17 protein-coding genes are annotated in these 13,554 nt (G+C 33.9%); 15 read left to right on the forward strand and 2 right to left on the reverse strand.

Going from position 1 to position 13,554, the window contains the following annotated elements; all coding sequences use genetic code 11:
• Positions 1 to 34: 34 nt before the first annotated feature.
• The 3 genes from DN393_RS12935 (at position 35) to DN393_RS12945 (ending at position 2,502) form a co-directional block, all read left to right on the forward strand.
• Positions 35 to 1,885 carry a sigma-54-dependent Fis family transcriptional regulator gene (locus DN393_RS12935; RefSeq protein WP_064475467.1) on the forward strand — a complete coding sequence of 617 codons (1,851 nt, stop codon included), beginning with the start codon at positions 35 to 37 and terminating at the stop codon, positions 1,883 to 1,885.
• A gap of 111 nt (positions 1,886 to 1,996) precedes the next feature.
• The gene (locus DN393_RS12940; protein WP_064475466.1) at positions 1,997 to 2,242 is read left to right on the forward strand and encodes a DUF3977 family protein; all 246 of its coding nucleotides are present in this window, start codon (positions 1,997 to 1,999) and stop codon (positions 2,240 to 2,242) included.
• Between the two features lie 20 nt (positions 2,243 to 2,262).
• Entirely contained in the window at positions 2,263 to 2,502 is a 240-nt protein-coding gene (locus tag DN393_RS12945; RefSeq protein ID WP_064475465.1) for a DUF3953 domain-containing protein, read from the forward strand.
• Positions 2,503 to 2,760: 258 nt separating this feature from the next.
• Here the strand turns inward: DN393_RS12945 and DN393_RS12950 are convergent, their stop codons facing one another.
• Positions 2,761 to 3,372, reverse strand: a complete 612-nt coding sequence (locus DN393_RS12950; protein WP_064475464.1) for a TetR/AcrR family transcriptional regulator — start codon at positions 3,370 to 3,372, stop codon at positions 2,761 to 2,763.
• A gap of 159 nt (positions 3,373 to 3,531) precedes the next feature.
• Here DN393_RS12950 and kynU point away from each other — a divergent pair, with 159 nt between their 5' ends.
• The 5 genes from kynU (at position 3,532) to DN393_RS12975 (ending at position 7,998) form a co-directional block, all read left to right on the forward strand.
• Entirely contained in the window at positions 3,532 to 4,818 is a 1,287-nt protein-coding gene (gene kynU, locus DN393_RS12955) for a kynureninase (protein ID WP_149173565.1), read from the forward strand.
• Between the two features lie 2 nt (positions 4,819 to 4,820).
• Positions 4,821 to 5,450, forward strand: a complete 630-nt coding sequence (kynB, locus tag DN393_RS12960) for an arylformamidase (protein WP_064475462.1) — start codon at positions 4,821 to 4,823, stop codon at positions 5,448 to 5,450.
• A 33-nt stretch (positions 5,451 to 5,483) separates the two neighbouring features.
• Positions 5,484 to 6,323 (forward strand): tryptophan 2,3-dioxygenase, encoded by an 840-nt coding sequence (gene kynA, locus DN393_RS12965; protein ID WP_149173566.1) that lies wholly within the window; start codon positions 5,484 to 5,486, stop codon positions 6,321 to 6,323.
• Between the two features lie 117 nt (positions 6,324 to 6,440).
• A complete protein-coding gene (locus DN393_RS12970) occupies positions 6,441 to 7,358 on the forward strand; it encodes a serine hydrolase domain-containing protein (RefSeq protein ID WP_149173567.1) in 918 nt (305 codons plus the stop codon).
• Positions 7,359 to 7,374: 16 nt separating this feature from the next.
• Positions 7,375 to 7,998, forward strand: coding sequence for a Pr6Pr family membrane protein (locus tag DN393_RS12975; RefSeq protein ID WP_064475460.1), 624 nt, complete (start codon positions 7,375 to 7,377; stop codon positions 7,996 to 7,998).
• Positions 7,999 to 8,043: 45 nt separating this feature from the next.
• On the opposite strand, the gene DN393_RS12980 is transcribed toward DN393_RS12975, so the two are convergent.
• On the reverse strand, positions 8,044 to 8,376 hold the full coding sequence (locus tag DN393_RS12980) for a DUF3889 domain-containing protein (protein WP_064475459.1): 333 nt from the start codon (positions 8,374 to 8,376) through the stop codon (positions 8,044 to 8,046).
• A gap of 144 nt (positions 8,377 to 8,520) precedes the next feature.
• Here DN393_RS12980 and sleB point away from each other — a divergent pair, with 144 nt between their 5' ends.
• The 7 genes from sleB to DN393_RS13015 all read left to right on the forward strand — a co-directional run bounded on the left by sleB (position 8,521) and on the right by DN393_RS13015 (position 13,505).
• Positions 8,521 to 9,282, forward strand: coding sequence for a spore cortex-lytic enzyme (sleB, locus tag DN393_RS12985; protein WP_064475458.1), 762 nt, complete (start codon positions 8,521 to 8,523; stop codon positions 9,280 to 9,282).
• Positions 9,283 to 9,297: 15 nt separating this feature from the next.
• On the forward strand, positions 9,298 to 10,638 hold the full coding sequence (gene ypeB / locus DN393_RS12990; protein WP_064475457.1) for a germination protein YpeB: 1,341 nt from the start codon (positions 9,298 to 9,300) through the stop codon (positions 10,636 to 10,638).
• Positions 10,639 to 10,664: 26 nt separating this feature from the next.
• A complete protein-coding gene (locus DN393_RS12995) occupies positions 10,665 to 11,261 on the forward strand; it encodes a YhcN/YlaJ family sporulation lipoprotein (protein WP_064475456.1) in 597 nt (198 codons plus the stop codon).
• Between the two features lie 106 nt (positions 11,262 to 11,367).
• Positions 11,368 to 11,724 (forward strand): hypothetical protein, encoded by a 357-nt coding sequence (locus DN393_RS13000; protein WP_064475455.1) that lies wholly within the window; start codon positions 11,368 to 11,370, stop codon positions 11,722 to 11,724.
• A gap of 26 nt (positions 11,725 to 11,750) precedes the next feature.
• Entirely contained in the window at positions 11,751 to 12,248 is a 498-nt protein-coding gene (locus tag DN393_RS13005; RefSeq protein ID WP_064475454.1) for a GNAT family N-acetyltransferase, read from the forward strand.
• Between the two features lie 194 nt (positions 12,249 to 12,442).
• Positions 12,443 to 12,901 (forward strand): GNAT family N-acetyltransferase, encoded by a 459-nt coding sequence (locus DN393_RS13010; RefSeq protein ID WP_098102861.1) that lies wholly within the window; start codon positions 12,443 to 12,445, stop codon positions 12,899 to 12,901.
• Between the two features lie 67 nt (positions 12,902 to 12,968).
• On the forward strand, positions 12,969 to 13,505 hold the full coding sequence (locus DN393_RS13015; protein ID WP_098102862.1) for a DUF1697 domain-containing protein: 537 nt from the start codon (positions 12,969 to 12,971) through the stop codon (positions 13,503 to 13,505).
• The last annotated feature ends 49 nt before the right edge of the window (positions 13,506 to 13,554 follow it).

Raw genomic sequence — 13,554 nt, forward strand, 5'->3', positions numbered from 1 at the left:
AAATCTCCAAAATAATGAATAGGGAGATGATACAATGTTAGCTTCACCGTTTTACTTACATACATGGAAAAAGTTTGTTGATGAAGGAATCCTTGATTCGAACCGTATGAACGAAAGAATTTCAGAGTCATGGCATCGATGTAAACAAGCAAATGTGAATCCTCATATGAATAAAGGTCAGAAAATTTTGTCTTCTAATGTTTTTCAAGATCAAAAGAAAAAGAGTGAAATCTTCCTTGATATAGCAATACCTCAATTACAAAATATGAGGAAAACCATTGATGAGCTGCAAATGATGGCATTATTAATTGATCCAAACGGTTACGTTCTATCGTTAAGTGGAAATCAACAAACGTTAAAACGAGCGAAACATATTAATTTCATTGAAGGTGTGAAATGGACGGAAGCAGCTGTTGGTACAAATGCGATAGGAACCGCGTTACAGATTGAAGAGGCTATTATGATAAGTGGTACAGAGCATTATTCTATCGCATCTCATAGCTGGAGCTGTGCGGCCGCTCCCATTCATAATGATGATGGGAAATTAATTGGAGTTCTAGATTTCTCCTGTCCAATTGAATTTTCACATCCATATATGCTAGGGATGGTAACTTCGATTGCACATGCGATTGAACGTGAATGTAGTATTCGAGTGCATCAAAACGAACTACACTTAATCCATCGTTTTTTAGATGTAATTGACAGTGATGAACAGGTTGTTATATGTAATCATCGTGATGTTATCGTTTCTGCTAGTAAGAGGATTCGGGAACGTGTTTCTAATTGGTCACGAATGAAACTTGAAGTTTTAATGCAATATGGATTGAAATCTAAATTAGAAGTACCAGTATATAGTAATGAAAGAATGATCGGGAAATGTATTTATGTAAAGGAAAATAAACAAGGAAATGTATTTTCAACTTCTCCATTTATAAACGGAATTACTTTCCCTGGAGTTATTGGGACAAGCAATGCATTTCAACATACTTTAGAAGAAATTAAGCTTGTATCTCCAACTGACGCTAGTGTATATGTTTGTGGTGAAACAGGTGTAGGGAAAGAATATGTAGCGAGAGCGATTCATGAAAATAGTCCAAGAAAAAATGGTCCTTTTATAGCTGTTAACTGTGGTTCATTGCCGAAAGAATTAATGGAAAGTGAATTGTTCGGTTATGTTGAAGGAGCGTTTACAGGTGCACGGCGCCAAGGATATAAAGGGAAATTCGAACAAGCAGACGGAGGGACAATATTTTTAGACGAAATTGGTGAAGTACCGCCAGAGATGCAAGTCGCATTATTGCGTGTTTTACAAGAACGAACAGTAACCCCAATTGGTAGTTCAAAAGAGGTACCAGTAAATATTCGTATTATTACTGCGACACATAAAGATTTACTGAGATTAGTAGAAGAAGGGAAATTCCGTCAAGATTTATATTATCGTTTACATGTATATCCGCTATATGTTCCATCGTTAATGGAAAGAAAAGAGGATATTCCATACTTCATACAACATTTTTGTGAACAAAAAGATTGGAAGGTTGTATTTCCAAAAAGTATTTGTAATCAATTTTCTCAGCATACATGGCCCGGAAATATTCGAGAGTTATTAAATGTATTAGAACGTATTTACATTTTGTCGCAAGGTCAGGAAATATGCGAAAAACAAATTTCTTTTTTATTACAAACCATGATGGGAAATCAACATCAACTTGCATTGCAAGTAGAAAATAAAACGGAGCATACATTAAATTTCCGTGAAAAAATACAGCGTGATAGCATGATTGAAGCGCTAGAAAAGACGAACGGAAATGTTTCATTAGCTGCAAAATTGTTAGATGTACCTCGAAGTACATTTTATAAGCGAATGCAAAAATATAAGCTATAAAGTAGATTTTTGTAATCTACTTTTTCTTTGTGGGCTCATGTTCTGTCGGAATGTGCGCTTGCCGGGGAAATAATAGAATAGTTAGAAAATAATTTTCGGAAGGTGGAATATGTGAAGTATATTGAAATTGGCATCGGAAATAGGTGGTTCGTTCGAACGGAAACTGAAAATAAAGATGGAACTGAATTTGAGGAACAAGGAATTATAAAACCTATTTATTTTGAGTCTTTATATGTACGAATTTGGTTTCGGAAAACGTGTTTTATCTTTGATACGAAAGAAGGGTTTAAGAACGCAAGAAAAAGTAGAGCTGAATATAAGTTTATTGTTGGAATCGTAAGTAGGTTAAAACAATAGAATTAAATAGGGGTGTTTTTATGATTAGAATTACCACATTCATACTCGCTTTTATTGTAATGGGCTATTCTATTTACAGTTGGAATGATGATTCGAAGCAAAGCATGCTTATTTTGCAATTATTATTAGGTTTTATGCTTGCTAGTATGGGGATACAAAATGTTAAGAAGGATGAAAAAAAGAATAAGAATATGGGACTGTTGCTTTTACTTACATCGTTATTTTGTATCATTGTATCTTTAATAAAATATTTAAAATAAACTGTTACTCAACATATCGAGTAACAGTTTATTTTTTTAAGTTTTCTCATTAAAATTCTAGTAGCTGTTTTGCACATTTTTTTAACAATACAAAATCTTTCTGTTATCCAATAAGTAAGTTCAAAAGAGGTGAGAATACATTCTTTTTTCTTACCTTGGAAATATTACTAAAACATTCCTGTTATTTAAAACAACACTTTTAGCATAACCATACCCACATATAGACCATATAATAGCACACTTATATAAATGAGTGTGCTATTTATATAGCCCAGTCGTATACATTTCCGTCAATGTATGTACTATCACTTCTAATTCTAATTTTTTATCATTTTTCACAATTGTCCAAAGAAACATCTCATTCATCGCGAACCAAGCACTAGCTACAATTTCTTTATTTAATTCAGGCTGTGCTAAGCCACCTTCTTGAGAGTATGTAATATCCTGCGCAATACTGTTTATAAAGCGTTCCCGTATCTCGTCCCATTTTTGACGTATCTCTTTTGATAATCCTATAGCTTCTTGAACAACTTGCAATATAGCTCGTTCTTTTTCTGCTAGTTGTAGGAATGCTCTAACTTGATTTTGAATCATTTTATGTGCTTCTTCTTTCGTTTGAGGCGAAAAGGAGCGCTCAGCAATATCATAAAATTGATTCATAACATCTTCCATTAAAACGATGAGGAGATCATCTTTGTTTTTAAAGTATACATATGCCGTTCCATAACCGGTTTCTGCATGTTTAATAATTTGTGTAATTGTCGTTTTTTGAAATCCGTTCTGTATAAAAATAGTGTAACCAGCATGTAATAGTTTCTTCTTTGTCTCTATGGAGCGGTGTTTTCTTGATGAAAGAGTATTGTTTTTCAAAGAATCACCTCTTTATACTGAAATATCTGAAAATATAACTGTATTGTAAAAGAAATTCATATATAAAGTCAACTGACATAATATCATTGACGTTATATCAACTATGGTGATATATTTCAATTAGTTAGAATAAAAAGAAAATTAAAAGAAGGTGACACCATGCATAAAGAACCATTTCAATCAACTTATGAATATGCGCTTGAATGTGATAAACATGATGAACTGAAAGATTTTCAAACTGAATTCTATAAAAAAGAAGGAACAATATATTTAGATGGAAACTCATTAGGACTACTTTCAAAAAGAGCAGAGAAATCGTTACTTACGTTGCTCGATTCATGGAAGGAGTATGGAATTGACGGCTGGACTGAAGGAGAGCATCCGTGGTTTTTCCTTTCGGAGAAATTAGGTGAATTGACAGCACCTCTTATTGGAGCTTTACCGGAAGAAGTTATTGTAACCGGTTCTACAACGACTAATATACACCAAGTGATTGCGACATTTTATGAGCCGAAAGGAATACGTACAAAAATTCTTGCGGATGAATTAACATTCCCGTCAGATATATATGCACTTCAAAGTCAAATTCGTTTAAAAGGATTAGATCCAGATGAGCATTTAGTACGAGTGAAGAGCCGAGATGGTAGAACACTTTTTGAAGATGATATTATTCGGGAAATGACAGATGATATCGCGTTAATTTTATTACCTTCTGTACTATATAGAAGTGGCCAAATTCTTGATATGAAACGTTTAACAGCCGAAGCACATAAGCGTGGTATTCATATCGGATTCGATTCATGTCATTCAATCGGTTCTATTCCGCATCATTTCAAAGAATGGGATGTTGATTTCGCTATTTGGTGTAATTATAAATATTTAAATGCAGGACCAGGTGGAGTTGGGGGTCTTTATATAAATAAAAAGCATTTTAATAGAATTCCAGGATTATCAGGTTGGTTTAGTTCTAGAAAAGATAAGCAGTTCGATATGGAACATATATTAACAGCTGCTGATCATGCAGGTGCTTATCAAATTGGTACACCGCACGTATTAAGTACTGCACCTTTAATTGGTTCTCTTGAAATATTTAAAGATGCTGGTATAGAACGTTTACGTGAAAAATCGCTACATATTACAAGATACATGCTGGATTTAATTGATCATGAATTAAAAGATTTCGGATTTATAATTGGAAATCCATTAGAGGATGAAAAACGAGGCGGGCACATTTATTTAGAACATGCAGAAGCAGCACGCATATGTAAAGCGCTAAAAGCAAATGGAGTTATCCCTGATTTCCGTGCACCTAATGGAGTTAGACTTGCGCCTGTTGCTTTATACAATACGTATGAGGAAGTATGGAACTCTGTACAAATTTTAAAGAAAATTATGAAAAATGAAGAATATAAAAACTTTGAAAATAAGCGAGAGGTTGTGGCGTAAGCATGAAAACATCGCAGTGGATTGATATTTCACAACCGCTAAATAATGATATCGCGACATGGCCAGGGGATACACCGTTCTCGTATGAAGTTTCATGGTCAAAAGAAAACAGTGGTTCAGTAAATGTCGGAAAGTTAACGATGAGTATCCATACAGGTACTCATATTGATGCACCTTTTCATTTTGATAATGACGGTAAGAAGGTGTTGGATTTAGATATTCAAGTTTATGTTGGCCCAGCGCGAATCATTGACGTTTCTAATCTTGAAAGCATCGGGAAAAAGGAATTAGAAAACTTTCATTTAGAAGGTGTAGAACGATTGTTATTACGTACATCTTCACATGGTAAAGCAAATGAATTCCCAGATGTAATCCCGCATTTACGCGCAGATATTGCAGCCTTTCTTTCTGAAAAGGGAATTCGTTTAATTGGCGTGGATGTACCATCAGTTGATCCATTAGATGATAAAGAATTAGCGGCGCACCATCAATTGTTTAAACATGGCATACACATTTTAGAAAATGTCGTACTAGATCATGTAGCAGACGGTGATTATGAATTAATAGCATTACCACTTGCCTTAACAGATGCAGATGGAAGTCCAGTTCGAGCTGTTATTAGACCAATATAAGTAGAAATGAACACAAAGGGGCGTTTGGCTAATATGAAAGAAAATGAAAAGGTAATTATGGAAAAAGGGATTCATACGGATTTTAAGGAGAATATGACGTATGGAGAGTATTTACAGCTAGATAGCTTATTATCTAGTCAACAAAGATTATCAGATCATCATGATGAAATGTTATTTATCGTTATCCACCAAGCGAGTGAGCTTTGGATGAAACTAATTTTACATGAATTGAATGCTGCAATTGAATCTATTAAACAAGGTAAATTACCACCAGCTTTTAAAATGTTAGCACGTGTATCAAAAATTCAGTCGCAAATTATTCAATCTTGGGATATTCTTGCGACATTAACACCATCAGAATATATTGAGTTTCGTGATTCACTTGGTCAGGCTTCAGGTTTTCAATCGTATCAATATCGAATGATTGAATATGCACTTGGTTATAAAACACCACATGCATTAAAGATTTATGAAAAGGACCCAGAATTACATGCTCGTCTTCATAAAGCACTTCATACACCAAGTTTATATGATGTGGCGATACAAGCGCTTGTTAAAGAAGGATTCCCAATTCATAAAGATGTGTTAAATCGTGATATTACGCAGCCTTACGAAGAGGATGCAACTGTAGAAGCGGCTTGGATAGAAGTATATGCGGACGTGCAGAAATATTGGGATTTATATCAGCTTGCAGAGAAATTAATCGATATTGAAGACTGGCTACAACAATGGCGTTTCCGTCATATGAAAACGGTAGAACGAATTATTGGTCATAAAATGGGAACAGGTGGATCTTCTGGCGTATCTTATTTGAAAAGGGTACTTGATCAATGTTTCTTCCCAGAGCTTTGGAATGTTCGCACGAAATTATAAAAAACAAACCTGTCAGTTCATTACTGGCAGGTTTGTTTTTTATTTGAACGCAATTATGTTTTAATGAAAGTTACAAGATATAATAAATTAGGTAATGAATTAATTGGAGGTAAAGTTTTGGATTTCAAGCCACTAGAAAATAAATTTGAAAAGAAAAAAGTAAATACATTTCTCGTTTATCAAAAAGGTGAGTTAACAAGTGAGTATTATAAAACGTTAGAGTGTGAAAATAATCTATTTAAAATAAATTCGATTACAAAAAGCATTGTATCTATATTAATTGGTATTGCAATCGATAAAGGCTATATAAATGATATACATACACCGATTACAAAATGGATTCCAAATATACCAGAAGAAAAAAACGAATTAACAATTTATCATCTATTAACGATGACTACAGGTGAAGATTGGAAAGAGTTCGGAAATGGAGTAGTGTTCCCAAATGATTTTGTAGAATCAGAAAACTGGGTGCAATACATATTAGAAAAACCAATAATTGAAGAACCCGTTACAAAAATGAATTATAACTCAGGGTCTTCGCATTTGCTTAGTTATATTATTCAAGAAGCTACTGGAATGTCGACAGAACAATTTGCAAAAAGATATTTATTTGATCCGTTAGAAATTACCGAATATGAGTGGCGGCAAGATCCTCAAAGCATATATGTTGGTGGATTTGGTATGAAAATGAAATCTAAAGATTTATTAAAAATCGGAATATTATGTTTGCAGAATGGATATTGGCAGGGTAATGAAATTGTATCCTCGAAATGGTTAGAAGAATCAAGTACACCTCTATTTGAAACGTATGAACATGTCGGGGCATATGGATATCACTGGTGGGTATTGAATAACGAAAGATTTCACATACCGTATTGTATGTATTTTGCTATGGGATACGGCGGACAATACATCGTTATCATTCCACAGTTAGAACTGGTAGCAGTTATTAGTAGCCATATGCCAAAACGCGGACTCGTTCCATTGAAATTATTTATTGAGCATGTACAAGAGAATGATAAGTTGATATAAGAAGAGGAGAGAATGTATGAGAGGTGTAAAAACATTAGCTTTATTTAGACTATGTTTAAGTCTTCTAGCATGTAGCGCCATTATTACGCAATTTATAATAAGGGCACAAGTGAAACCGTTCAATCCAGTTAACTTTTTTAGTTTCTTTACGATTGAAAGTAACATCTTAGTTGCATGTATTCTCCTTTTAAGTAGCATTGGAACAGCTACATTCGGTCGATCAGAGCAGTTTAGTATACTTCGTGGTGCCGCAACTGTATATATACTTACGACAGGACTCATTTATTTTTTGCTATTAAGAGGATTAGAAGAATCACTTCAAACCGCAATACCATGGGTGAATACGGTGCTACATTATATCATGCCAATTGCCATGCTTTTAGATTGGATTTTAAATCCACCTAGTAAGAAAATCACTTGGAAACAAGCTGCAAGTTGGCTCTTATTCCCGTTTTTTTACGTTGTGTACAGCTTAATTCGTGGTCCAATCGTAAATTGGTATCCATATCCGTTTTTAGATCCGAGAATAGGTGGATATGGTAGAGTACTTATATACAGTATAGGGATAGCAGTTGTAATTGGTGCTATTTGTATATTGGTAAGATTTTTAGGGAACCGAGATTTTAGGAAAGAATTTTAGAAATGAAAACCCCACTGTTAACATTTTAACAGTGGGGTTTTCATTTTATCTACTCGTCTTCTGAAACGACATTTTTATAAATTTATCTGTCTTCGTTTCAAATTCTACATCAACAAAAACACCATATTCTTTTCCATTTTCACGTAGCCACAATTTAAATTTTTCAACTGTTATTTGAACGGTTTTCGGTTTTCTACCTATATGAAGGTAATCAATAATTTCCGCTTTTGGGTATTGTTCTTTCGTCTTTTCTACAGCAAGTTTCCCCCATTTGGCATACGGTGGCTGCGCATGAACAATTGATGGGCCAGTATATACATTTGAACATGTTGTTATGAACAGAATGACGAGTACGATACGCTTTAACAATTTCTTCATGATGAACTCCTTTTATCTTTTTTCATATTGTTTACATATTTTTTCAACGATATGAGTTTGGATTTTTTTGTCTTCTTTACATAAAAGCGAGGCTTTTACAAAACATAACCAAGAAATCATTTCCGTAATTAAGGAGGGAAAATTATGCGTCAAAAAGCTATTTTTAAAATAGCAGTTTTACTTGTGTTCATAGGACTATCTTTGATGGTCAGTAGTATACAACTAAAGAATGTAGAAGCTTTTTCTAATCAAGTCATTCAAAGAGGAGCATCTGGTGAAGATGTCATTGAACTACAATCTCGTTTGAAATATAACGGATTTTATACGGGAAAAGTGGATGGTGTTTTCGGATGGGGTACATACTGGGCACTTCGAAATTTTCAAGAGAAATTCGGACTACCTGTTGATGGTTTAGCGGGAGCTAAAACGAAGCAAATGCTCGTAAAGGCAACGAAGTATGACAAGTCAACTGCTAATAAAGGAAATAGTGGTGGTACTGCACAAGGAAATAAACCATCTCAAAATAAAGGGACAAATGTTCCAAACGGTTATTCTCAAAATGACATTCAGCTTATGGCAAACGCAGTATATGGAGAATCTCGTGGTGAACCGTACTTAGGGCAAGTTGCAGTAGCTGCAGTTATTTTAAATCGGGTTACAAGTGCATCGTTCCCAAATACCGTTTCGGGTGTCATCTTTGAGCCAAGAGCATTTACAGCGGTAGCAGACGGACAAATATATTTAACGCCAAATGAAACAGCGAAAAAAGCTGTATTAGATGCAATTAATGGATGGGATCCAACAGGAAATGCATTGTATTATTTCAATCCAGATACTGCAACGAGTAAATGGATTTGGACTCGTCCACAAATTAAAAAGATTGGGAAACATATTTTCTGTAAATAGAGCGGAGGTGGAACTATGTTACGAGGTATTATAATCGTATTATTAACAGTCGGTGTAGTTGGAACTGGATACTGGGGCTATAAAGAGCACCAAGAGAAGAATGCTGTATTAATTCGAGCGGAAAATAGTTATCAACGTGCGTTTCATGATTTAGCATACGAAGTTGATTTATTGCACGATAAAATTGGAACAACGCTGGCGATGAATTCACGTGCATCTTTATCACCAGCATTAGCAGATGTATGGCGATTAACATCAGAAGCGCGATCGGATGTAGGGCAATTACCATTAACGTTGATGCCATTTAATAAAACGGAAGAATTCTTAGCAAATATCGGTGATTTTAGTTACCGTGCGGCCATTCGTGATTTAGAAAAAGAGCCGCTAAATGATCAAGAATATAAAACATTGCAAACGTTATATTCAAACGCAGGTAACATTCAAGATGAACTACGAAAAGTACAACATCTTGTTTTGAAAAATAATTTACGCTGGATGGATGTTGAGATGGCACTTGCATCAAATCGTGATCCTGCAGACAATACAATTATTGACGGATTAAAAACAGTGGAGAAAAACGTAACATCGTATTCGTCTACAAACTTCGGACCGACCTTTACAAGTGCGCAAAAAAATAAAAAAGGCGGATTTGAAGCAGAAGGAAAAGCAATTTCTAAAGATGAAGCGGCAAAAATTGCAAAATCATTTTTAAATTTAAAAGGAAATGAAAAAGTAGATGTTGAGAAAAGCGGAAAAGGTGCAAAAGAATCTTTCTATAGTGTGAAAATTAAAGATTCCGCAACGAATAATGAGTTTTATATGGATATTACCGGAAAAGGCGGATATCCAATTTGGGTTATGAATAATCGAGAAATCAAGGAACAGAAAATTAGTTTAAACGATGCAGGAAATAAAGGTTTGACATTCTTAAAGGACCATAAGTTTAATAATATGGAGCTTTATGATAGCTCACAATATGATAACGTTGGAATATTTACGTATGTAGTAAATGAGAACGGCGTACGAATTTACCCAGAGGCAATCCAAATGAAAATCGCTTTAGATGACGGTTCCATCGTTGGATTTTCCGCAAAAGAATATTTAGCATCACACCAAAAACGAACAGTTCCATCAGCAAAGCTAACTGCAGCAGAAGCAAGAAAGAAAATCAATCCAGATGTTAAAGTTATGGAAGAGCGCAAAGCTGTCGTAGTAAATGATTTGCATAATGAAGTACTTTGCTATGAATTTGTAGGTACTTTAGGGAAAGATACGTACCAAATTTTCATTAATGCAAATAGTGGAGCAGAGGAAAAAGTGAAGAAAATGCAAGCTGTTGAAAAAATTTATGATTAAACTTTAATAGTAAAGTGGTGAGAATAATGAAAATCCTAATATATATGTTAATGCTTTGCTTGTTTATAACTGGATGCAGTATTGGAAAAAAGGACAATCCAAACGAAAAACCAGAGCAAAAAAATGTTTCGACGAAAAATGTTAATTATACGAACAAATCAAATAAGCCAAATGAAAAAGCGGCGGACCATTTAGCATCTTTAGCCGCAAGTGTGCCAGGTGTGAATGATGCAACAGCCGTAGTAGTCGGCAAATATGCTATTGTAGGTATTGATGTAAAAGCGAAACTCGATCGAACTCGCGTGGAGTCCATTAAATACTCTGTAGCAGAAAGTTTAAAAAACGATCCGGATGGTGCAAATGCAGTCGTTGTAGCGGATGTTGATACGTATGAACGACTCAAACAAATTGGAAAGCAAATTAAAAAAGGAAAAACAGGTGAAGGTATACTTGATGAGTTAGCAGCAATTGTTGGCCGAGTAATGCCACAAGTTCCAAATGACATGATTGAAAATCGAGAAACGAATCCAATTAAAGATAATGATAAACAATTACCAAACGATGAAGAACAAGAACTAAGAAAAGAACAGAATGACCAATCAAATAATCATTTGAATAAATAAAACGAACCCCGTACTAAAATGTACGGGGATTTTCAATATAATATTTAATATTCAGTTTATTTTTAAGGGAATATATGGTTTAATTATGATGGGAGGGACAACTGTTATGATGAAAAAAAGCGCATTAATAGTATGTAGTTTATGCTTAGGTTTCAGTATGACAGCGTGTGAACAGAAGAAGGAAATGAAAAAACAAACAGCGACTTCTTCTACTGTGTTGGAAAGTGAGAAGAAAGATTCTATCAATTTAAATCATTTCTCGAACATAAATGAAGGAATGACTTATACAGAAGTGAAAGATGTAATTGGTTTTGATGGTAATTTACTTATAGAAGAAGGTGTAGAAGATTCTACACAAATTAAACAAATTTTTTCTTGGAAGGGAAGCGATCCAACTTCATTAGTTGAAATTACCTTTTTAGATGGAAAAGTGCATTCAAAAGCGCAGCAAGGTTTAAGTTAATATGTTGAAAAATGGGAGAGTTTCGCATGAACATACATACAGGGGAAATTCAATTAGTTCCGTATAAAGAGAAATATAAAGAAATTATACAAACATTTACTTTACCAAGTGAACAAGTTCAATTCACATCAGACCCAGGTGAATTACTGGAGAAAGCAAAAAGTGATCGAACAAAAAATGTCATTGTTATTTTAGATTACAATGGGGTACCTGTTGGTCTTTTCGCATTGCAAACGGGAGATAGAGTACAGGAATTCACAAATAATGAAAACGCTTTACTTTTAACTTCGTTTTCTATAAATCAAGATAGACAAAAAAAAGGATATGCTAAAAAGTCATTGGCTTTATTACAAGAGTTTGTAAAACGTTATTTTCCGATAAAAAATGAAGTTGTACTTGCAGTGAATGAAAAAAATATTCCGGCACAAAATTTATATGAAAAAGTCGGCTTCCAAAATAAAGGCTTTAGAAAAATGGGACCAATTGGTCAACAAATTATTATGCATTTACCTATCATGAAATAACGAGAAAAAAACTTACTCTTGCATAACAAAGTAGTAAGTTTTTTTATGTAGACAATCAAAGAATACATATTAATAGGCTAAATTTAAGAGTAAAGAAATTATAGATAGTTACATAAAAAATATAGATACTTGAAGTACATTTATTCTTTATAGTTATACAATCATTAATTCATACTTTTGGGAGGCGTAGCTTTATGGAAATCATTCAATTGCTAAAGAAGGATGACTTATTTAATAAGGCCATAGATGTTTTTTGGAAAGAATGGGGTGAGGAAGGTGGGCGTGAATTCTATGAAGATTGTATGATTAATGCTTTAACTGATCCAAATGGCATACCGAGTTTTTACATTGCAAAAGTAGATGATGAGATCATCGGAACGTATGCATTAATTCGTAATGATTTAAATAGTCGTCAAGATTTGAGCCCTTGGCTAGCATGTTTGTTTGTAAACGAAAAATTTAGGGGTAATTCTGTAGGAGCAAAATTGTTGAATCATGGACTGCTAGAAGCTGCGAAGAGAGGGTACCAATTTCTTTATCTTACTTCAGATCTTAAAGACTATTATGAAAAATATGGATGGGAAAAAATTGGAGTTGCTTATGGGCCTAGTGGAGGGTACATACCTTTGTTTAAAAAGTCAATGGCTCTATAACAAAAGCACTTTTTATTTAAATATCTTTACATCAACTTTGAAACACATTTAAACGAGGAGAAATGATATGACAATTTATATTGCATTACTAAGAGGAATCAATGTAGGCGGGCATAAGGTAATGAAAATGGCAGATTTAAAAGAAATGTTTGAATCCATAGGGTTAAAACAAGTAAAAACATATATTCAAAGCGGTAATATTGTGTTCCAATCTGAGGAAGATATAATATTTCTAAAGGAACGAATACAATTTGAAATTAAAAACGTTTTTGATTTTGATGTTTCTGTCATGTTAAGTACACATGATGAATTTATAAATATGATAAAAAGATGCCCCTATGAAGCTGATTCATTGCTAGAAGGTGAGAGTATACATGTTACTTTCTTAGCAAATGAACTTTCTGAAAAAGAAAAAGATCAGCTGCTTATGCAAAAAAATGAGACTGAAGATTGCTATATTCATGAAAAATTTGTGTATTTATTTTTCAAAAATAGCATTCGAAATTCTAAATTAATGAACCAGTTTCAGAAGTTACAGACACCAGCTACAGTAAGAAATTGGCGGACTGTGAATAAATTAAAAGCGATAGTTGAGGGGATGTAAAGAAATACGGTAAAGTATATTGGAATACGATTGACAATAGATTAACATC

Origin of the sequence: Bacillus sp. BPN334, from assembly GCF_008368885.1 — a bacterium.
Taxonomy (GTDB): domain Bacteria; phylum Bacillota; class Bacilli; order Bacillales; family Bacillaceae_G; genus Bacillus_A; species Bacillus_A wiedmannii.